This window comes from Salmonella sp. 32100201201700099SM (assembly GCF_017572645.1).
Lineage (GTDB): Bacteria > Pseudomonadota > Gammaproteobacteria > Enterobacterales > Enterobacteriaceae > Salmonella > Salmonella enterica.
On the sequence record NZ_JAGERQ010000003.1, the window covers coordinates 129823 to 149650 of the forward strand.

Consider the following 19828-nt stretch of genomic DNA (forward strand, 5'->3'; position numbering starts at 1 on the left):
AGGCTATCAACGTGGCGGCGTGTCATCAAACAGAAAGGGAAAGACCGCTTTCATCCCTCTCACCTTAAACCGTCCGGTCACCTGCTTGCGCTGTTCTGGCGTCAGTAACCTGAACATCATCTCCCAGATATCTTCAGGCTCCGCTTCCTGTAAGGAAATGGGTTCTGGCGTCGGTTCCTCTCCGCTGTCGTCAAGATAACGATGAACATAAAGAGGGAAAACAGATATATGAAACTCCTCGGCCTTTGATTTAACACGCTTACGCCTGACACCCTCTTTCCCTTCGCTGTACTTATACAAACGTTCGCGAACCGCAGGCTCGCTTCCCGGAAACCCCGGTAAGCCAAGACATTCCTTAACCGTGAACCATTCCTTTGCCATCGGTTTCTTTCCTTTCCCCTGATGAAATAAAAATATTTCTTCTTTTTCGCGAAATTTTGCTTTCTTTCTGGCACTATTCTCAGAGTGAAAAAGAAAGTAACTTTCTTTTTCTCGCGCTAATTTTTACCTTAAAAATATCGGTGCCGATAACACATCTTCTTAGGATTACAGAATGGAACCAAAAAGCCAAGACTGGCATCGTGCAGATATTAAAAGTGCACTTGAAAAAAGAGGTATTACGCTCAGAGATCTTTCTCGTCAGGCCGGTTTATCACCTGATTCACTGCGCAATGTCTTTACCCGTTCCTGGCCGAGAGCTGAACGGATTATTGCGGACGCGCTGGGCATCACGCCGAAAGAGATCTGGCCGTCGCGCTATGATGATATGCAAATAAAAAATGATGCCGATACCGCAGAATAATAGTTAATGCTGAATAAATTGGCCTTAACTTATCAATCCCAACAATTAATAAATATTTAAACTTATTCTATTGGAAATAGTAATAGCACTATCTGTCATGCTTCCCGAATCAAATACTGTTAAAGCATTACGTCATTGCTATTACGTATTTTATTAACAGGAATCATTATGAGTTGGGATAAAAGAATGGCGGTTAATTATGCCAAAACGCATGCAGGTTCTCATTCTCAAGGCCGGTGTGCGGAATTTACCCGAAAGGCAATTCAGGCGGGCGGTATCACGCTGGGGCATACATATCATGCGAAAGATTATGGCCCAATGTTAAGAAGCGCCGGATTCACCGCTATTGGTACCTATGAAATGCCGCGCGAGGGTGACGTCATCATTATTCAACCTTACGCTGGCGGAAACCCGAGCGGTCACATGGCGATATACGATGGTGCACAGTGGTATTCAGATTTTAAACAACGCGATCTGTGGGCCGGCCCGGGCTACCGGGCAGCCAGGCCCTCATATACCATCTACAGGAAGAATTAATGAAAACGTTCTCCCTTGTCGCGCTTATCCTGTTGCTTTGTAGTTGCTCTGCGCCTCATCACGACAGTACGCAGGCCGTGAAGCAGTTCTATACCTCATGGATGACGACGTTCACGAACGATGTGAATACCCCTGACGACACCACCGCCTTAATGCAACGTTACGTTGCTAAAGAGGTTATTCATCGCCTGGCGCTAATACAGTCCCTTTATGAACAGGAGATTGTGGGGGCAGATTATTTTATGTATGCGCAGGACTATGCGCCAGAGTGGATTCCACAGTTACGGGTTGGGAAGGCACACCCTTTCCTCGGCGGAGAAAAAGTGGATGTTCTGTTGGCTACAGAGTCAACGCCCATCCACCTGGAAGTTTATACCCGTTGGGAAGAGGGACGCTGGAAAATTTACCGCGTTCGGGATGCTGACAGGGGTTATGAACAGCCGATTTATGACGCAGGCGCCATCACCCAGGCTGAGGCCTGGTCAGCGAAAGTCGCGCCGGAATATAAGAAGCATTAAAAAAGGGAACCGCCATCGGTCTCTTGTTCGTACCGGAGAGGTTAAAGCGCCTCTTGCATCAGGCTCTTATTCTGTCGCTGAAAACAGTAAGCCGAAAATAACCCAGGCATTATTTAAAATATGAAGTATTATCGGTATCATTAGCCCACGGCTTCTCATTCGAACAACGCATAATATCGATGAAAAAACAAACAGATAAACAAAAGTCACCGCAAAGAGATATTGTGTATGCATAATTGCAAAAGCGAGTGAGGTAATAATAATACCGGAAACTCTTGAGTACCGACCCCAACCGATACTGCTGTTTAATAAAAACCCTCTGAATATAATTTCCTCCGCCACAGGAGCCAGAAAGCACATCGCCAGCGTGTTAAGAAATTTATGAAGAAAAAATTGCCTTGATGACTCGGCCATCCAGGGTTCCGGGCCACTAAAAGCATTGTAGAGAACGGTAAGGCACACCAGGGCCAGCGCCGGAAAAAAACATTCCACAAATGATAAGCGGCCCAATGATAAAAACGGATAATACTTTGAATAAATACTCCAGGCGGCAATCGCATAGACAAAAACAATACTATATATAAAAGGCGCAGCCAGACCTCCCAAATAAAGCCAGGCATAGGAAGGCGAAAATGAGGCAAAAACAAAAATGCCAAGCAAACCAAATAAAACAGCCACACAACTCAAACTATGCCTAATTTTATCTAATGTATTAGTTGGCATTTATAGAATATCCATATAATTTGTTGTTCCCTGAATGAAAAAACAGGTCGCATTAGCGACCTGTTTCATTATTGATACTACAACGTAATAGTCAGGCTTACAACTTACGCATCACCAGCGTGGCGTTGGTGCCGCCAAAACCGAAGCTGTTAGACATTACGGTAGTCAGTTCACGCTCGGTCGTTTCGGTCACGATGTTCAGACCCGCAGCCTGCTCATCCAGCTCTTCGATGTTGATACTCGGCGCGATAAAACCGTGCTCCAGCATCAGCAGAGAGTAGATAGCTTCCTGCACGCCTGCGGCACCCAGCGAGTGGCCGGTCATCGCTTTGGTTGCAGAAATTGCCGGGCTGTTATCGCCAAACACTTCACGGATTGCACCGAGTTCTTTCACGTCGCCTACCGGAGTAGAGGTACCGTGAGAGTTCAGGTAGTCGATCGGCGTGTCTACGCCGTGCATCGCCATCTGCATGCAACGTACTGCGCCTTCACCAGACGGAGCAACCATGTCTGCGCCATCGGATGTTGCGCCGTAACCGACGATTTCCGCATAGATATGCGCGCCGCGCGCCAGAGCGTGTTCCAGCTCTTCGACAACAACCATACCGCCACCGCCCGCGATGACAAACCCATCACGGTGCGCATCATAGGTACGGGACGCTTTTTCAGGCGTATCGTTATATTTGGTGGACAGTGCGCCCATCGCATCGAACTCACAGGCCATTTCCCAGCACAGCTCTTCGCCGCCGCCAGCAAAAACGATGTCCTGTTTGCCCAGTTGGATCTGTTCAACCGCATTGCCGATACAGTGTGCGGAGGTCGCGCAAGCGGAGCTAATGGAGTAGTTCACGCCATAAATTTTAAACGGCGTAGCGAGGCAGGCGGAAACGCCGGATGCCATTGCTTTCGTCACCACATACGGGCCCACGGCTTTCAGACCACGCGGGCTACGCATGGCGTCTGCGCCAAAGACTTGGAATTTCGGGGAGCCGCCGCCGGAACCTGCAATCAGGCCGACACGCGGGTTATTCTGATAGACTTCCGGCGCCAGACCGGCGTCGGCCACTGCCTGCTCCATAGACAGATAAGCATAGATGGAGGCGTCGCTCATAAAGCGCACGACTTTGCGGTCAATGAGGCCAGTGGTATCCAGTTTTACGTTGCCCCATACCTGGCTACGCATGCCGGCGTCCTTCAGCTCCTGAGAGAAAGTGATCCCTGAACGTCCTTCACGCAGAGATGCCAGGACTTCCTGCTGGTTATTACCGATGCTGGAAACGATGCCCAGGCCAGTAATCACTGCACGTTTCATTCAATACCTCTGTAATTCGCACTATTTTTAAGTTTCGATTGGCACAATAGCGTACACTTGTACGCCGAACAAGTCCGATCAGCCATTTAGTACGGAAATTTGCGCCATCAGGCACACATCGTTAAGATCGCGATACCGCCCGTCAGACGAGTAACTTACGTGAAACAATACGCCATACAACCCGCCACACTCGAATTTAACGCTGAGGGTACACCTGTTTCCCGAGATTTTGATGATGTCTATTTTTCTAATGACAATGGACTCGAAGAGACACGCTACGTTTTTCTTGGCGGCAATCGTCTTGCGGAGCGATTTCCCGTACATTCACATCCATTATTTATAGTCGCGGAAAGCGGTTTTGGCACCGGACTCAACTTCCTGACGCTGTGGCAGGCGTTTGACAGCTTTCGTTCTGCGCACCCACAGGCGACGCTGCAAAGGTTACATTTCATCAGTTTTGAGAAATTCCCGTTAACGCGCGACGATCTGGCGCTGGCGCACCAACACTGGCCGGAGCTCGCGCCCTGGGCAGAGCAGCTGCAGGCGCAATGGCCGCTGCCGCTCCCGGGGTGCCACCGCCTATTGCTGGATCGGGGTCGGGTGACGCTGGATTTGTGGTTTGGCGATATTAATGAGCTGACCGACCAACTGGACGCCACGCTGAATCAAACAGTCGACGCCTGGTTCCTCGACGGTTTTGCCCCGGCGAAAAATCCGGATATGTGGACGCCAAACCTGTTTAACGCGATGGCGCGGCTGGCGCGGCCCGGCGCAACGCTAGCGACGTTTACCTCGGCGGGTTTCGTCCGTCGGGGATTACAGGAAGCCGGTTTTACCATGCAAAAACGCAAAGGCTTCGGACGTAAACGCGAGATGCTTTGTGGAGTGATGGAACAACACCGTATGCCAACCCTTTCCGCGCCCTGGTTTTACCGCAGCGGAAGCGAAAAACGTGAAACGGCGATCATTGGCGGCGGCATCGCCAGCGCGCTGTTATCACTGGCGTTACTGCGTCGCGGCTGGCAGGTGACGCTCTATTGCGCAGATGATCAGCCCGCCCAGGGCGCTTCCGGTAATCGACAGGGCGCGCTTTATCCGCTCCTTAGCAAACATGACGCCGCCATTAATCGCTTTTTCCCGACCGCATTCACCTTTGCCCGTCGCCTGTATGATGCCCTGCCCGTCTCTTTTGATCATGACTGGTGCGGCGTAACGCAGCTCGGATGGGATGAGAAAAGCCAGCAGAAAATTACCCAGATGCTGTCCCTGGCGCTGCCCGCCGGACTGGCCTCGGCGCTCAATGCCGAAGAGGCGGAACAGGCGGTTGGCGTGACGACACGCTGCGGAGGAATTACCTATCCGGCAGGCAGCTGGCTGTGCCCGGAACAATTAACTCGCGCAGTCATCGCACTGGCGACCGAACAGGGTTTACAAACGCGCTTTCGCCATACGCTCACGTCGCTCGTTGCGCAGGAGTCTCGCTGGCAACTGCGCTTTACGTCAGGTGAAACCGCCAGCCATGAGACCGTCGTCCTGGCGAACGGCCATCAGATTAACCGTTTTGATCAGACCCAGCCGCTGCCGGTGTATGCCGTCGGGGGGCAGGTCAGTCATATTCCCACCACCCCCGCTCTCTCGGCGTTGCGTCAGGTGTTATGCTACGACGGCTATCTGACGCCGCAAAATCCGCATAATCAGCAGCACTGTATTGGCGCCAGCTATCACCGGGGCGATGAAAGCACCGTCTGGCGCGAAGAAGATCAGCGTCAGAACCGACAGCGTCTGCTTGACTGTTTTCCGGATGCGAAATGGGCCACAGAGGTTGACGTTAGCGGCAACAGCGCCCGTTGCGGCGTGCGTTGCGCCACCCGCGACCATCTGCCGATGGTGGGCAATGTCCCGGATTACCACGCCACGCTGACGCATTACGCCGATTTAGCCGATAACAAAACGTCGGCGGCGCCTGCGCCTGTGTATCCGGGTTTATTTGTGCTTGGCGCACTGGGATCGCGTGGTTTGTGCTCAGCGCCATTATGCGCAGAAATTCTGGCGGCGCAGATGAGTAACGAGCCGATTCCACTGGATGCCAGTACGCTGGCGGCGTTAAATCCGAATCGGTTATGGGTGAGAAAGTTATTGAAGGGAAAAGCGGTGAAGTAATGGGTCAATAACGGAAGGCGGCAAGCGTCGCCTTCCGGCCCACGGCGTTATTGTTTTGCCTTGTCGAACAAATTGTCCCACATCGCTTTGACTAACGCCTGATCGCGCGGCGACAGTTCGCCGGCGCCGATCGCTTTTTCCAGACTTTGGCTAACGTTGGCATAGACCGCCTCAACGGAGTGGTCATCACCGCTCTCCAACTCGGCAATGGCTAACGTCAGGTGGCCACGCAGGTATCCACTGGCAAAAAGCTCATCGTTGCTGGCGTGCTCTACCATATCGTCAATTAATGCCAGAATGCGTGATTCAAACTCCGCGATCATCTTCTTTCCTCATTGTAAACGTGGCGCTGGCTTTAATTAAGCGCTTCCGGCCACGGGAACTGTTCCGCCTTAAGTTCGGGCGTGTGATAGTAATTCTGTAGCGCTTTGATGAAGCGGGCCGGACGTTCAGGAATGCCCTGCTCCAGATACGCCATTACCTGCGCATGAACCCGGCGCTGAAACGCCACGCGATCCGGCTCAATATCGCCTTCCAGATTGTCGCAACTGACGTTAAAGGGATACCCCGCCGCCACGCAAAACAACCAGTCGAAAGCCTGTGGCTTCACCTCAACGTCTTCGAATTGACTTTGGGTCTGCGCGTCGCGTCCGTCCGGGCAGTACCAGTAACCAAAGTCAACCAGTTCGCGGCGCGCCTTACCGGCGATACACCAGTGAGAAATCTCATGCAGCGCGCTGGCGTAAAACCCATGCGCAAAGACGATGCGGTGGTACGGTACCTGCGCGTCAGCAGGAAGATAGATCGGTTCGTCGTCGCCTTTAATCAGACGGGTATTAAATTCTTCGGCAAAGCAGCCGTTAAAAATCTCAATTAACTGTTCGTAATGGTGCGTACTGTTCATTAGTTCATCCCCAACCAGTGGAGGATCTCCTGTCCGTGGCTATCATAAAGTAACCTGGCGCTCATCACCGCCGAGACAATAACGATCATCGGTCTGATAAGCTTTTGGCCTTTGCTCAACACCAGACGCGACCCCATTCGCGCCCCTAAAAACTGACCAACCAGCATCACAAAGCCCGTCGCCCAGATCACTTTGCCGCCGATGATAAATAACAGCAGGCCGCCAACGTTGGAGGTAGCGTTAAGCACTTTGGCATGTGCCGTGGATTTCGCCAGGTTATAGCCACATAAGGTGACAAACGCCAGAGCGTAAAACGACCCGGCGGCAGGCCCGAAAAAGCCGTCGTAAAACCCGACGCATCCCCCGGCTATCAGCGCGAACGGTAATCCATACAGGCGGCGCTGGCGATCTTCCTCGCCCAGCTTCGGCATCAATAAAAAATAGAGGCCGATGAAAATCACCAGGATGGGCAAGATCTGGCGCAAAATATCCGCCTGCACGTGCTGCACCAGCAGCGCGCCGCTCATCGAGCCAATGAACGTCATCAGAATATTGAGCTTTTGCTCGGCCAGGTTTACCACTTTACGGCGAATAAAATAGAGCGAAGACGAGAGGGAGCCGCCGCACGCCTGTAATTTATTGGTCGCCAACGCGTTTGCCGGCGACATCCCGGCAGCCATCAGCGCAGGGATAGTGAGCAGCCCTCCGCCTCCGGCGATAGAATCGATAAATCCTGCCAGTACGGCGACAAAAAACAGCACCACCAGCAGCAGCGGGGAGACCATAAACAGATCATAAAAATTGTCCATCAGAGTACATGCTCATCCAGTAGCGCCTGGCAGGAAGGCGGCAACGGCGGCGGTGTCTTCTTCTCAGGCTTTGTGGTGCCAGGTTTTGGCGGTTCGAACCAGCTTTGCAGTTCAGCGCCGCATCCATCGCCCGGCGGGGGTAAAGGTTGATCTTCGCACTCCAGGCTGTCGGCAGGGCAACGTAAACGCACGTGCATATGCGCGCGATGCTGGAACCAGGGGCGTACTTTACGTAGCCAGTCACGATCGCTTCCGGCATCGAGGCAAAGCTGTTGTTTAATGGCCGGATTGACGAAAATACGGGTGACGTCATTGTCTTGTGCCGCCAGTTTGATCAGACTGGCGATATCCGACGACCAGCGCGACGGCACGACATGTTTACCGTCGCGGGACACCAGATCTAACGCCTGCGGGCGCAATAGCTGCGCCTGGCTCCAGCGCGTTTTCGGCAACTGCAAGAAAATATCCACATCAAGCCCGGTCTGATGGCTGGCGTGTCCGCCATTAAAGCGGCCTCCGGCAGGCATCCCCATGTCGCCTATCAGGACGGTTCCGAGCCCCCGTTGCTGCGCCTGATGACTCAACCGCTGGATAAACATGACCAAGTCCGGGTGGCCGAAATAACGGCGCTGATCGGTGCGCATCACCTGATAATTATCGGACTGTACCGGCAACGTGTCGGCGCCAATGATGCATCCGTTGGCAAAGCTACCGATAGACTGGGCGGCGCCGGGGACAGGATGGGTTATTTTCTGCCACGGCGTCGCCGCCAGGCTGGCGCTACTGACAAACCATGCCAGCAGCGCAATCGCGGTTTTTTTCATTTCTTACCAGCGTGGAATCTCTGTCTTTACATCCGCATTCTGTGCCCGATGGCGCAGCAGGTGATCCATCAGCACGATCGCCAGCATGGCTTCTGCGATCGGCACTGCGCGAATCCCCACACACGGATCGTGGCGCCCTTTGGTGATCATTTCGACTTCTTCACCCATCCGGTTGATCGTACGTCCCGGCACGGTAATGCTGGAAGTAGGCTTCAGCGCCATATGCGCCACAATGTGTTGCCCGCTACTGATGCCACCGAGAATGCCGCCAGCGTGGTTGCTCTGAAAACCCTGCGCCGTGATTTCATCGCGATTCTGGCTGCCGCGCAGCGCCACCACGTTAAATCCTTCGCCGATCTCCACGCCTTTCACCGCATTGATGCTCATCAGCGCATGGGCGATGTCCGCATCCAGTCGGTCAAAAACCGGTTCGCCAAGCCCTGCCGGCACGCCGCTCGCCACCACCGTCACTTTCGCGCCGATGGAGTCACCCTCTTTTTTCAGCGCGCGCATCAGTTCGTCCAGCGCGTCAAGTTTGTCCGCATCGGGACAAAAGAACGGATTAAGCTCAACCTGACGCCAGTCTTTAATCTCCAGCGGAATATCGCCCATCTGGGTCAGGCAGCCGCGGATTTCGATGCCGAACTTTTCCGCCAGGTATTTCTTGGCGATCGCCCCTGCCGCTACGCGCATCGCGGTTTCACGCGCGGAAGAACGTCCACCGCCACGGTAATCGCGCAGGCCGTATTTCTGCTCATAGGTGTAATCCGCGTGTCCCGGACGAAAAACATCTTTAATCGCGCTGTAGTCCTGCGAGCGCTGATCGGTGTTTTCAATCAGCAGGCCAATGCTGGTGCCGGTCGTCACGCCATCAAACACGCCGGAGAGAATTTTTACCTGGTCCGGTTCGCGGCGCTGGGTAGTATAGCGCGAGGTGCCGGGGCGGCGTCTGTCGAGATCGTGCTGCAGATCGGCCTCCGTCAACGGGATGCCGGGCGGTACGCCATCGACGATACACCCAAGCGCCAGCCCGTGTGATTCGCCGAAAGTGGTTACGCGAAAGAGTTGTCCAATTGTGTTTCCTGCCATCACGGCTCCGTTATCGTTGTTGTCGTTTGCGTGTTTTAATCTTTATAAATGTTGAAATGTTCACGGGCCGCGAGCAACTGCGCTTTGGTCAACATAAAGACGCCATCGCCGCCGTTGTCAAACTCCAGCCAGGTGAACGGCACATCCAGATACTGCTCCATCAGATGTACCATGCTGTTTCCGACTTCACAAATCAGAACGCCGTCATCGGACAGATAATCCGGCGCATTCCCCAAGATACGACGGGTCAATTTGAGGCCGTCAGTGCCGGACGCCAGCCCCAGCTCAGGTTCGTGGCGATATTCGTTCGGCAGATCGGACATATCCTCCGCATCGACATAAGGCGGGTTAGTGACAATCAGATCGTACTGAACTTTCGGCAGATCGCGGAACAGATCGGAACGGATTGGCGTCACGTGATGGATAAGACCGTGTTCTTCAATGTTATGCTCGGCGACAGCCAGCGCATCCGGCGAAATATCGACCGCATCAACCTCTGCGTCCGGGAAAGCATAAGCACAGGCGATGGCGATGCAGCCGCTACCGGTACACATATCCAGAATATATTTCGGCTGTTGGCTAATAAGGCCAGCGAAGTGGTTATTAATCAGCTCGCCAATCGGTGAACGCGGCACCAGCACGCGCTCATCGACATAAAATTCGTGGCCGCAGAACCAGGCTTTATTGGTCAGGTAGGCTACCGGGATACGCTCGTTAATACGACGAATCACTCGCTCGACAATGCGGTGTTTTTCGCTGGACGTCAGCCGCGCGGTCCGCATATCCTCCGGAATATCCAGCGGCAGATAAAGAGACGGCAACACCAGTTGTACCGCTTCATCCCACGGGTTATCGGTACCGTGTCCATACCAGATATTCGCCGCGCTAAAGCGGCTTACCGCCCAGCGCAACATGTCCTGAATGGTATGCAGTTCACTTACTGCTTCATCGACGAAAATTTTATCCACGTATTCCTCCAGGGCATGCTCGCATTAAATTCGGCGGCTAGTTTGCCACGAAGACAGGGATAAATCAGCATTGACGCGGCGGGAGAATACGAAAAATCCGTTTTGACCGTTCGGATATCCTCCGGGTCGGGTAAACTAAGGCAAAAGATCAGACGAGACCCACGAATGAAAAAGAAAACATCGCTCAGCGAGGAGGACCAGGCGCTGTTCCGTCAGCTGATGGTCGGCACCCGACAGATTAAACAGGATACTATCGTCCATCGGCCACTGCGCAAGAAAATCACGGAAGTCCCTACCCGAAGGCTAATTCAGGAACAGGCGGACGCCAGCCACTATTTTTCCGATGAGTTCCAGCCGCTGCTCAATACGGAAGGGCCGGTAAAGTATGTCCGTGAAGATGTCAGCCATTTCGAGCTAAAAAAAATGCGCCGCGGCGACTATTCGCCAGAACTGTTTCTGGATTTACACGGCTTAACGCAGCTTCAGGCCAAGCAGGAACTGGGGGCGCTGATTGCCGCCTGCCGTCGGGAACATATTTTTTGCGCCTGCGTCATGCATGGACACGGTAAACATATTCTGAAACAGCAAACGCCGTTATGGCTGGCGCAGCATCCGCATGTGATGGCCTTTCATCAGGCGCCGAAAGAGTACGGCGGCGACGCCGCGCTGCTGGTGTTGATTGAAGTGGAAGAGTGGCAACCGCCCGAATTACCCTGATGCGGAATTGCCGGATGGCGGCGCAAGCGCCTTATCCAGCCTACGAACAGTCAGCGCTGTCGTAGGCCTGATAAGCGAAGCGCCATCAGGCAGCAAAGATTAAATCGCTTTCGCCATTTTCAGATTGCAGGGACTCATTTGCCAGTTGAATGTCCCCTTGCCGCTTTCATCAAGCGTAACGTTGGCAATTGCGGACGTCGTGAACATCGGCGGCGTTTCGCCCGGACAAAGCTCAGATACCAGGTATCCGACCAGAGGTAAGTGAGAGATCACCAGCACCGATCCGACCTCTTCATTGGCCAGCTCCTGAAGGTAAGCGCTGACCAGACCGACATCGCCACAGGGCGTTAGCTCCGGCAGGACATCCACCTGAGCCGGCAGATTCATACAATCGCCGACCACATCTAACGTCTGTTCGGCCCGAAGAAACGGACTCACCAGAACACGTTCAATATCCACTTTTTGACCTTTCAGCCAGTTCGCCATCAGGCGAGACTCGTCACACCCACAAGAGGTCAAGGGACGAACCGAATCACTGGCGGCATCGAGGGCTGCGTCGCCGTGACGCATGATAAAAACTTGCATATTGCACCGCTTTTGTTAACCAGTTTCACCAACACGCTTACCACATGCCCCTATTGGCTGCGGCAAAAATGCGGTGGCCGGCATTGTGCCTTATCCATTCACCGAATGAAACGCTGTTTTTTACCTCAATGGCGTAAGTATAGTCAATCCTTGATCATTATTTCGCCACTAAGGAGGCATTCAGTGCGGATTCATATTCTCTTTGACCTCAATTTCCCTGGTCAGTTTCCCCATTCGTCCAGAAATGCTCCCTGCGCTCCGCCATGCGCACTAATTGTTCACAAGGCGCGTAACGAGGACCGTAAAGTGCGGCCAGGCGCTGTAATGTCGCCACCATTTCACCCGGCCCGAGAGCATCCATATAGCGGAACGGGCCACCGAGAAACGGCGGAAAACCGATACCAAACACGGCGCCGATATCGCCATCGCGCGCGCTGCGAATCACTTTTTCGTCGAAACAGCGCGCCGCTTCGTTAAGCATTAACATGACACAGCGCTCTGCCACCTGCTGCGCAGACAGTCGACTCTGCCCTTGCACGCCAATAAGCTTATAAATAGCAGGGTCAACCTGTTTTTTGCTTTTACGCCCTTTTTCGCCATAAAGATAGAAACCGCGACCATTTTTTCTACCTTTGCGATCGTCATTCAAAATTGAAGCGACAACATTTGCAGGCGCGCTAAAACGTTCTCCATACGCCGCCTCAAGCACAGGAATAATTTTAGTGCCCGTGTCGATTCCTACCTCATCCAAAAGTTGGATTGGCCCCACCGGAAAACCAAATTTTACCAGGGCGGCGTCAATATGTTCGACGCGTTCGCCTTCAGTCAGCATCCGAATCGCCTCATTGATATATGGCGCAAGAATTCGGTTAACATAAAACCCGGCTTTATCACTGACGACTATCGGGGTTTTACCCTGTTTTTTCGCCAGCTTAACGGTCGTGGCGATGGTCTGCGCGGAAGTAGACGCGTGAGGAATGACCTCAACCAGCGGCATTTTTTCGACCGGGCTAAAAAAGTGCAATCCAATCACCTGTTCCGGTCTGGCCGCATTCGCCGCAATATCGCCAATCGGCAGGGAAGAAGTATTGGAGGCAAAAATGGTGTGAGTAGCGCAATTTTGCTCCACTTCCGCCACCATCTGTTGTTTTAACGGCAGATCTTCAAACACCGCTTCAATGACCAGATCACGATGACTGAAACCACGGTAATCGGTCGAACCTGATATCAACGCCAACTGTTTATCGCGTTCGCTGGCTTTGATATGGCGGCGGCGTACTTTTGTTTCAAGCAGATCCCAGCTGTATTTCAGAGCATGATTGATCCCCTGAGTATTTATATCCTTAATTCGTACTGGCAAACCGCCTTTACAGGCCGTAACCCAGGCGATACCGCCGCCCATTAACCCGCCGCCTAAGATGCCCACGCTGTTCAGCGGGCCGGGCGGCGCATCGCTACCGGGATCTTTTTTCACCTCGGTACTGGCAAAAAAAACAGCGCGCAGCGCCTGCGATTGCGGCGTCATCGCCAGCTCGCCGAAAGCGCGCGCTTCCGCGTCATAGCCGCTACTGCTGCCCTGCGCCAGTCCGGTTTCAATCACATCAATGATCCGCTCCGTCGCCGGATAATTACCCTGCGTTTTTTGCGCCGTCTTTTTACGCACCAGGCGAAATAACAGCGCGCGCCCCAGCGGCCCTGCCAGGATACGTTCACGGACCGGTAATGTCCGTTGCGCCAGACGTTCTTTTTTAGCCAGCTCGACAGCCGCTTCCAGTAAAATAGTTTGCGGCACCACATCATCAACCAGCCCGGCTTTAAGCGCCTGTCTGGCGCGAAGCTGTTTACCTATCAGGATCATATCCAGCGCGGTACTGACCCCCACCAGCCGTGGAAGTCGCTGCGTTCCGCCCGATCCCGGTAAAAGCCCTAACTGTACCTCCGGCAGTCCAAGAACGGTTTTAACGTCATCGGTACAGATGCGCCGATGGCAGGCCAGCGCCATTTCAAGGCCGCCCCCCAGACAGGCGCCGTGAATGGCGGCGATAACCGGAACAGGCAACGCCTGGATCTCCGCCATCAGTTGTTGTCCCTGACGCGCCAGCGTTTCCGCTTCCTGCGCGTTTTGGCAGTGGCCTATTATGTTGATATCAGCGCCAGCAATAAAGTTATCTGCTTTGGCTGAGATAAAAACAACGCCCTGCAACGCTTTATTTTCCCGGATCTGCTTCAGGATGGCGCGTACCTGCGCGGCAAACTCCGCTTTCAGGGTGTTCACCTTTTCTCCAGGGACATCAATAGCGACAACCGCGACATTATCCAGACGCACGTTAAGCATAAAAGCTGATGTGGTAGTCATTATTCCGCCTCCAGAACCATCGCCGCGCCAAGACCGCCAGCTGCACAGGCCGTGACCAGGCCAAAACCTCCGCCCCGACGCCGTAATTCATGCAACGTTTGGGTTATCATCCGCGCGCCCGTTGCGGCAAAAGGATGCCCGTAGGCGATTGAGCCGCCGAGCACGTTGAATTTAGCGTCATCCACCTCCCCTGTCGCCTGCGCACGACCAAGCACCTCACGGGCAAATCGTTCGCTGCCCAGCAGTTGTAAGTTCGCCAGAGTCTGAGCGGCAAACGCTTCATGCATGTCAAAAAGCGTCAGATCGGCCATCGTCAACCCGGCCCGCTCCAGCGCCAGCGGCGTTGACCAGGCCGGCCCCAATAGCATGTCCTGCCAGACATCAATAGCGGTAAAGGCGTAGCTGCGCAGATAACCAAGCGGGTGCAGCCCCAGCTCTTTAGCGCGGGATTCGGTCATCAGAATAACGGCGGCAGCGCCGTCGGTCAGCGGTGTACTGTTGGCGGCGGTTACGGAGCCATGTTTTCGGTCAAAAGCGGGACGCAGTTTAGCGTAGTCCGCCAGCGTGGAGGCGCCGCGAATGTTGTTGTCTTCTGCAAAGGGGTTTTTATACGGCGGCACATAGGTCGTCATCACTTCTTCCGCCAGTTTGCCCTCCGCCCATGCCTGCGCGGCGCGCTGATGTGAACGATGCGCCAGCGCGTCCTGCTGTTCACGCGTAATACCATACGTTTTCGCCATCTGTTCGGCGGTATCGCCCATGCGCAGACCGGTGGAATACTCAGCAACAGCGGGAGGAACGGGCAGCAGGTCGCGTAAGCGCAGACGAGAAAAAAGCGTCAGCCGTTGGCGGGTCGTCCGGGCTTTATTGACATCAACCAGTACCCGCGCCAGGGCTTTACTCACGCCTATTGGCAGTACCGACGACGAATCTGCGCCGCCAGCGATACCCGCGCGTATCGTGCCAGCCATCAGGCTTTCCGCCACATTCGCTACCGCCTGAAAACTGGTGGCGCAGGCGCGGCTTACGCTATAGGCATCGGTATGAACATTCATCCCCGTACCCAGCACAATTTCGCGCGCAATATTGGGGGCTTCCGGCATTTGTACTACCTGACCAAAAACCAGTTGCTCAATGGCATCGGCTGGAATTTCACTGCGCGCCAGCAGCTCGCCTACCACCATCTTGCCGAGATCAACAGCGGGAATACCATGAAATGCAGTGGCCTGACGAGCAAAGGGGGTTCGTAACCCACTGACAATAGCAATGCGATCGCCCTGGCGGGTGACCAACGGTAAAGCCTGACGCATAGTACTCCCCTGTAAAAAAATAAATTAGTGGTCTGACCTGATCACAGTCTTAACCAATTTTTTACATTTAGCCAAGCAGAGAGAAAAGAAAGTGGGAGCTAAGGCACAGTGAAGGGAAGCGACAAAAAAGAAAACGCCTCCGCCAGATGATGACGGAGGCGTCGTGAATGAACGGATTAACGCAGGCCGAGCTGGAAGATCAGCGTTTCTGCTTCGCAGGCGAAAACAAAATCAATATCCAGACGAACGCCTTCGGATTCCTCGGTAAAGGTTGGCGTAATTTGGCAAGGTTCAGACTCCACGCTACGCGCTTTTTCGGTTAACGCCGCCAGCGTCTCTTCAGCCTCTGCGCGGGTAGCGAATACGCGGCTGTATGACGCGGTGCAATCGGAGTTGTCCATGATGGTTCCAACGTCCATACAGCAGCAAACCGGGGTTTCATCAGCACTGCATTTACTCATTGTAGATTTCCTCTGTATTTGCACCCAGGGTGCCAGATAAACGATGGGGATATTTTACGCTCCCGGCATTCGCCTCTCCAGTCGTTAATGGTGGGAAACGCGTTAAGTGACCGAAATCACACTTTAAAATGATCTAAAACAAAAATCGCGCGATCGGGTGACCGTTAAGCCCGCCGATTTTGCCAGCCAGATCTCGTTTCTAAGATCACAATTGAAAAAACTTATAAACATACTTGCAACATTCTAGCTAGTCAGACCTATACTCTCGCCACTGGTCTGATTTCTAAGTCGTACCGCAGACCCTACACTTCGCGCTCCTGTTACAGCATGTAACATAGTTTGTATAAAAATAATCAATGAGGTTATGGTCATGAGCCAGAAAACCCTGTTTACAAAGTCTGCTCTCGCAGTCGCAGTGGCAATCATCTCCACCCAGGCCTGGTCTGCAGGCTTTCAGTTAAACGAATTTTCTTCCTCTGGCCTTGGCCGGGCCTATTCGGGTGAAGGCGCAATCGCAGATGATGCGGGTAACGTTAGCCGCAACCCGGCGTTAATTACCATGTTTGACCGCCCGACGTTTTCAGCGGGCGCAGTTTATATTGATCCTGATGTTAATATTAGCGGGACATCGCCATCTCGTCGGACGTTAGATGCGGATAACATCGCGCCGACGGCCTGGGTGCCGAACGTCCATTTTGTCGCCCCGATTAACGACCAGTTTGGCTGGGGGGCTTCTATTACCTCTAACTATGGTCTGGCGACAGAGTTTAACGACACATACGCCGGCGGCTCGGTTGGCGGTACGACCGATCTTGAAACCATGAACCTGAATTTAAGCGGCGCTTATCGCTTAAATGAGGCCTGGAGCTTCGGCCTCGGCTTTGATGCGGTATACGCACGTGCGAAAATCGAACGTTTTGCGGGCGATTTAGGCCAGTTGGTCGCGGCACAGAATCCGGCGCTGGCGCCGGTCGCGGGTCGGATTCCCAGCGACACCAAGATTGCCCACCTGAACGGTAATCAGTGGGGCTTTGGCTGGAATGCCGGTATCCTTTATGAACTGGATAAAAATAACCGCTACGCGCTGACCTACCGCTCGGAAGTCAAAATTGACTTTAAAGGCAACTACAGTAGCGATCTTCCCATCGCTATAAACCAATTTAATCTGCCTATCCCAACGGCAACCGGCGGCGCGACGCAGTCAGGCTACCTGACGCTGAATCTGCCGGAAATGTGGGAAGTGTCCGGTTATAACCGTGTGGCGCCACAGTGGGCCATCCACTATAGCCTGGCCTATACCAGCTGGAGTCAGTTCCAGGAATTGAAGGCAAAATCGACCGCTGGCGATACGCTCTTTGAGAAGCATGAAGGCTTTAAAGACGCTTATCGCATTGCGTTAGGTACCACCTATTACTACGATGACAACTGGACGTTCCGTACCGGTATCGCCTTCGATGACAGCCCGGTACCAGCGCAAAACCGTTCTATCTCTATTCCGGACCAGGACCGTTTCTGGCTGAGCGCCGGTACGACTTACGCCTTTAACAAAGATGCGTCTGTCGACGTTGGCGTCTCTTATATGCATGGTCAGAGCGTGAAAATTAATGAAGGCCCTTATCAGTTTGAATCTGAAGGGAAAGCCTGGCTGTTCGGTACTAACTTTAACTACGCGTTCTAATCTCTTTCTGAAACGGATCAAAAAGGTGAGCATTGCGCTCACCTTTTTATTTACTGCCGTTTATTCCGAGTCGATCTCTTTGAGTTCGTCCTGAATCGCCTGTGCGTTCGGGTTTTCCTGCGGCTTGAGTTTTCCGCCATTGGCGATAAAGTCATGACGCTGGAAGTACGCCTCGCGCACCATAATATAAGGATCGGAAGACTGGCGCAGCAAACCATCGGAGTCCAGCAACTGCGCGCGGGTTTCTATCCCTTCGATAGTCCATTTTCCTATGGACATTGGCCAGGTCAACCACGAGAGCACCGGATACAAGGTATCCGCCATATCCCCGCCATCTTCACGCAGCGTGAAGCTGCCGTAGAACGGAAGTTGCATATAAGGCCCATACCCCACGCCATAATGGCCCAGCGTACTGCCAAAGCGATGCGGTTCAACGCGCTGCAGCTTAGGATTCGCCATTCCCGCGACGTCAATAAAGCCGCCCATCCCTAATAAGGTATTCAGGAAGAAACGGGTGAAATGCACCATACCCTGATAAGGATCGCCCTGCAGGAAATAGTTCACCATGATCGCCGGTTCTTCGAGGTTGCCGGTGAAATTACTTAAACCGTTACGCGCAGGCTGTGGAACATAATCACGCCAGGCGACCGCGACCGGCCGAACAACATACGGGTCCAGCACATTAAAGTTGAAGTTGTACATGGTGCGGTTAAACCCTTCAAATGGGTCTGAACGCCCCTGCTGTTCTGTACCGGAACTCGCACACCCGACCAGCAGTGTGGTTCCCAGCGCCAGCGCCGACAGGCGAAGCTTCATAGATGTCTCCCTGTGAATTATGGCTATCGCTGATTGCCATCCATGACGGAACGCTACCGTATCCGCCTGTTTAGGTGTGAGCGATTTTAACAGCACGTCAAACGATGTCTATATGCACGATCTCATTGCTCTGAGCATAGCCTGGTAACGCAACAACATGACGGCCCTATTCTAACGAAACAGATAAAAACGAGCGTGATTATTTTTATTTTTTCGGAGAATGCCCCGGCCTGGGTAAATGAAAAACCGCTACGCTTTATTAATATGTGTTAATCAGCAAGGATCATCATGGATAGCCTTAACGACGATAAAATTAACCGGCACAGCAGTGACCTGGAAGTTGAAAGCGAAGAAAAACAAAGCGGTAAAGAGATTGAAGTAGATGAAGATCGTCTTCCTTCTCGCGCCATGGCGATTCATGAACATATTCGCCAGGATGGTGAAAAAGAGATGGAACGCGATGCGATGGCTTTGCTCTGGTCAGCCATTGCCGCAGGACTTTCTATGGGGACATCACTCCTGGCGAAAGGGATTTTCCACGTGCAGCTTGAAGGCGTTCCCGGCGGCTTTTTACTGGAAAATCTCGGCTATACCTTTGATTTTATCATTGTCATCATGGCCCGCCAGCAATTATTTACTGAAAATACCGTTACCGCCGTATTGCCGGTAATGCAAAATCCCACTCTGAGTAACGTTGGCCTGCTGATGCGCTTATGGGGCGTAGTCTTATTGGGCAACCTTATTGGCACCGGGGTTGCGGCGTGGGCATTTGAATATATGCCTATATTTGATGAAGAGACCCGCGACGCCTTTGTCAAAATTGGTATGGAGGTCATGAAAAATAGCCCAACGGAGATGTTTGCCAACGCGATTATCTCTGGCTGGATCATCGCCACAATGGTATGGATGTTTCCTGCAGCAGGCGGGGCAAAGATTGTGGTCATTATTTTAATGACCTGGCTTATCGCGCTGGGCGATACCACCCATATTGTCGTCGGTTCCGTTGAAATTTTGTATTTGGTTTTCAACGGCACGCTGCCCTGGAGCGACTTTTTCTGGCCCTTCGCCCTTCCCACACTTGCCGGAAATATCTGCGGCGGCACCTTTATTTTCGCATTGATGAGCCACGCGCAGATCCGCAACGATATGAGCAATAAGCGTAAGGAAGAAGCGAGGCTACGCGGCGAGCGCCTGGAACGGGAGCGGAAAAAAGCGGAAAAACAGCGCTGAGTGGCGACGGTTTAACCAGTCAGGCGGCG

General features: G+C 53.2%; 21 protein-coding genes. 7 read left to right on the top strand and 14 right to left on the bottom strand.

The window, feature by feature from the left end:
* Positions 1–6 precede the first annotated feature (6 nt).
* Positions 7–381 carry a hypothetical protein gene (locus tag J4685_RS06225; protein ID WP_001051266.1) on the bottom strand — a complete coding sequence of 125 codons (375 nt, stop codon included), beginning with the start codon at positions 379–381 and terminating at the stop codon, positions 7–9.
* Positions 382–553: 172 nt separating this feature from the next.
* Between J4685_RS06225 and J4685_RS06230 the strand changes: the two genes are divergently transcribed.
* The 3 genes from J4685_RS06230 (at position 554) to J4685_RS06240 (ending at position 1857) form a co-directional block, all read left to right on the top strand.
* A complete protein-coding gene (locus J4685_RS06230) occupies positions 554–802 on the top strand; it encodes a transcriptional regulator (RefSeq protein ID WP_000433424.1) in 249 nt (82 codons plus the stop codon).
* A gap of 168 nt (positions 803–970) precedes the next feature.
* Positions 971–1339 carry an NlpC/P60 family protein gene (locus J4685_RS06235; protein ID WP_000118254.1) on the top strand — a complete coding sequence of 123 codons (369 nt, stop codon included), beginning with the start codon at positions 971–973 and terminating at the stop codon, positions 1337–1339.
* A complete protein-coding gene (locus J4685_RS06240; RefSeq protein WP_000847540.1) occupies positions 1339–1857 on the top strand; it encodes a YbjP/YqhG family protein in 519 nt (172 codons plus the stop codon). The genes J4685_RS06235 and J4685_RS06240 overlap by 1 nt, the downstream gene beginning before the upstream one ends.
* Before the next feature lie 66 nt (positions 1858–1923).
* Here the strand turns inward: J4685_RS06240 and J4685_RS06245 are convergent, their stop codons facing one another.
* On the bottom strand, positions 1924–2580 hold the full coding sequence (locus J4685_RS06245) for a CPBP family intramembrane glutamic endopeptidase (protein ID WP_001142916.1): 657 nt from the start codon (positions 2578–2580) through the stop codon (positions 1924–1926).
* 97 nt (positions 2581–2677) lie between these two features.
* A complete protein-coding gene (gene fabB, locus J4685_RS06250) occupies positions 2678–3892 on the bottom strand; it encodes a beta-ketoacyl-ACP synthase I (RefSeq protein WP_000817161.1) in 1215 nt (404 codons plus the stop codon).
* A 159-nt stretch (positions 3893–4051) separates the two neighbouring features.
* On the opposite strand from fabB, the gene mnmC reads away from it, so the two are divergent.
* Entirely contained in the window at positions 4052–6052 is a 2001-nt protein-coding gene (mnmC, locus tag J4685_RS06255; protein ID WP_000816097.1) for a bifunctional tRNA (5-methylaminomethyl-2-thiouridine)(34)-methyltransferase MnmD/FAD-dependent 5-carboxymethylaminomethyl-2-thiouridine(34) oxidoreductase MnmC, read from the top strand.
* 47 nt (positions 6053–6099) lie between these two features.
* On the opposite strand, the gene J4685_RS06260 is transcribed toward mnmC, so the two are convergent.
* Genes J4685_RS06260 through prmB form a run of 6 tightly spaced genes read right to left on the bottom strand, consistent with a single transcriptional unit; the run spans position 6100 to position 10646 of the window.
* Positions 6100–6375 (bottom strand): YfcL family protein, encoded by a 276-nt coding sequence (locus J4685_RS06260; RefSeq protein WP_000559753.1) that lies wholly within the window; start codon positions 6373–6375, stop codon positions 6100–6102.
* Between the two features lie 32 nt (positions 6376–6407).
* Entirely contained in the window at positions 6408–6956 is a 549-nt protein-coding gene (locus J4685_RS06265) for an elongation factor P hydroxylase (RefSeq protein ID WP_001089211.1), read from the bottom strand.
* Complete coding sequence (locus J4685_RS06270; protein WP_000368599.1) at positions 6956–7765, bottom strand: sulfite exporter TauE/SafE family protein; 810 nt, start codon at positions 7763–7765, stop codon at positions 6956–6958. The genes J4685_RS06265 and J4685_RS06270 overlap by 1 nt, the downstream gene beginning before the upstream one ends.
* Positions 7765–8589: a penicillin-insensitive murein endopeptidase gene (gene mepA, locus J4685_RS06275; RefSeq protein ID WP_000750429.1), complete on the bottom strand. Its 825-nt coding sequence runs from the start codon at positions 8587–8589 to the stop codon at positions 7765–7767. Before mepA ends, J4685_RS06270 begins: the two co-directional genes overlap by 1 nt.
* Before the next feature lie 3 nt (positions 8590–8592).
* On the bottom strand, positions 8593–9678 hold the full coding sequence (gene aroC, locus J4685_RS06280; protein WP_000918458.1) for a chorismate synthase: 1086 nt from the start codon (positions 9676–9678) through the stop codon (positions 8593–8595).
* A gap of 35 nt (positions 9679–9713) precedes the next feature.
* Complete coding sequence (prmB, locus tag J4685_RS06285) at positions 9714–10646, bottom strand: 50S ribosomal protein L3 N(5)-glutamine methyltransferase (RefSeq protein ID WP_011232977.1); 933 nt, start codon at positions 10644–10646, stop codon at positions 9714–9716.
* Positions 10647–10811: 165 nt separating this feature from the next.
* On the opposite strand from prmB, the gene smrB reads away from it, so the two are divergent.
* Positions 10812–11363 (top strand): endonuclease SmrB, encoded by a 552-nt coding sequence (gene smrB, locus J4685_RS06290; RefSeq protein ID WP_000730796.1) that lies wholly within the window; start codon positions 10812–10814, stop codon positions 11361–11363.
* A 99-nt stretch (positions 11364–11462) separates the two neighbouring features.
* Here smrB and sixA read toward each other — a convergent pair whose 3' ends face one another.
* The 4 genes from sixA to J4685_RS06310 form a co-directional block, all read right to left on the bottom strand.
* Positions 11463–11948, bottom strand: a complete 486-nt coding sequence (gene sixA, locus J4685_RS06295) for a phosphohistidine phosphatase SixA (RefSeq protein ID WP_001195807.1) — start codon at positions 11946–11948, stop codon at positions 11463–11465.
* A 208-nt stretch (positions 11949–12156) separates the two neighbouring features.
* Entirely contained in the window at positions 12157–14304 is a 2148-nt protein-coding gene (gene fadJ, locus J4685_RS06300; RefSeq protein ID WP_000214131.1) for a fatty acid oxidation complex subunit alpha FadJ, read from the bottom strand.
* Complete coding sequence (gene fadI, locus J4685_RS06305) at positions 14304–15614, bottom strand: acetyl-CoA C-acyltransferase FadI (protein WP_001248121.1); 1311 nt, start codon at positions 15612–15614, stop codon at positions 14304–14306. The genes fadJ and fadI overlap by 1 nt, the downstream gene beginning before the upstream one ends.
* A 176-nt stretch (positions 15615–15790) precedes the next feature.
* Entirely contained in the window at positions 15791–16075 is a 285-nt protein-coding gene (locus J4685_RS06310; RefSeq protein ID WP_000030904.1) for a YfcZ/YiiS family protein, read from the bottom strand.
* Between the two features lie 370 nt (positions 16076–16445).
* Here J4685_RS06310 and fadL point away from each other — a divergent pair, with 370 nt between their 5' ends.
* Positions 16446–17753 carry a long-chain fatty acid transporter FadL gene (gene fadL, locus J4685_RS06315; protein WP_001549822.1) on the top strand — a complete coding sequence of 436 codons (1308 nt, stop codon included), beginning with the start codon at positions 16446–16448 and terminating at the stop codon, positions 17751–17753.
* 60 nt (positions 17754–17813) lie between these two features.
* Here the strand turns inward: fadL and mlaA are convergent, their stop codons facing one another.
* Positions 17814–18569 (bottom strand): phospholipid-binding lipoprotein MlaA, encoded by a 756-nt coding sequence (gene mlaA / locus J4685_RS06320; RefSeq protein ID WP_000776787.1) that lies wholly within the window; start codon positions 18567–18569, stop codon positions 17814–17816.
* Between the two features lie 288 nt (positions 18570–18857).
* On the opposite strand from mlaA, the gene J4685_RS06325 reads away from it, so the two are divergent.
* Positions 18858–19799 carry a formate/nitrite transporter family protein gene (locus tag J4685_RS06325; RefSeq protein WP_000377775.1) on the top strand — a complete coding sequence of 314 codons (942 nt, stop codon included), beginning with the start codon at positions 18858–18860 and terminating at the stop codon, positions 19797–19799.
* Positions 19800–19828 lie beyond the last annotated feature (29 nt).

Coding starts and splice junctions, on each gene's coding strand:
- J4685_RS06225 (WP_001051266.1), bottom strand. CDS start 381: ATGGCAAAGGAATGGTTCACGGTTAAGGAATGTCTTGGCTTACCGGGG.
- J4685_RS06230 (WP_000433424.1), top strand. CDS start 554: ATGGAACCAAAAAGCCAAGACTGGCATCGTGCAGATATTAAAAGTGCA.
- J4685_RS06235 (WP_000118254.1), top strand. CDS start 971: ATGAGTTGGGATAAAAGAATGGCGGTTAATTATGCCAAAACGCATGCA.
- J4685_RS06240 (WP_000847540.1), top strand. CDS start 1,339: ATGAAAACGTTCTCCCTTGTCGCGCTTATCCTGTTGCTTTGTAGTTGC.
- J4685_RS06245 (WP_001142916.1), bottom strand. CDS start 2,580: ATGCCAACTAATACATTAGATAAAATTAGGCATAGTTTGAGTTGTGTG.
- fabB (WP_000817161.1), bottom strand. CDS start 3,892: ATGAAACGTGCAGTGATTACTGGCCTGGGCATCGTTTCCAGCATCGGT.
- J4685_RS06260 (WP_000559753.1), bottom strand. CDS start 6,375: ATGATCGCGGAGTTTGAATCACGCATTCTGGCATTAATTGACGATATG.
- J4685_RS06265 (WP_001089211.1), bottom strand. CDS start 6,956: ATGAACAGTACGCACCATTACGAACAGTTAATTGAGATTTTTAACGGC.
- J4685_RS06270 (WP_000368599.1), bottom strand. CDS start 7,765: ATGGACAATTTTTATGATCTGTTTATGGTCTCCCCGCTGCTGCTGGTG.
- mepA (WP_000750429.1), bottom strand. CDS start 8,589: ATGAAAAAAACCGCGATTGCGCTGCTGGCATGGTTTGTCAGTAGCGCC.
- aroC (WP_000918458.1), bottom strand. CDS start 9,678: ATGGCAGGAAACACAATTGGACAACTCTTTCGCGTAACCACTTTCGGC.
- smrB (WP_000730796.1), top strand. CDS start 10,812: ATGAAAAAGAAAACATCGCTCAGCGAGGAGGACCAGGCGCTGTTCCGT.
- sixA (WP_001195807.1), bottom strand. CDS start 11,948: ATGCAAGTTTTTATCATGCGTCACGGCGACGCAGCCCTCGATGCCGCC.
- fadJ (WP_000214131.1), bottom strand. CDS start 14,304: ATGACTACCACATCAGCTTTTATGCTTAACGTGCGTCTGGATAATGTC.
- fadI (WP_001248121.1), bottom strand. CDS start 15,614: ATGCGTCAGGCTTTACCGTTGGTCACCCGCCAGGGCGATCGCATTGCT.
- J4685_RS06310 (WP_000030904.1), bottom strand. CDS start 16,075: ATGAGTAAATGCAGTGCTGATGAAACCCCGGTTTGCTGCTGTATGGAC.
- fadL (WP_001549822.1), top strand. CDS start 16,446: ATGAGCCAGAAAACCCTGTTTACAAAGTCTGCTCTCGCAGTCGCAGTG.
- mlaA (WP_000776787.1), bottom strand. CDS start 18,569: ATGAAGCTTCGCCTGTCGGCGCTGGCGCTGGGAACCACACTGCTGGTC.
- J4685_RS06325 (WP_000377775.1), top strand. CDS start 18,858: ATGGATAGCCTTAACGACGATAAAATTAACCGGCACAGCAGTGACCTG.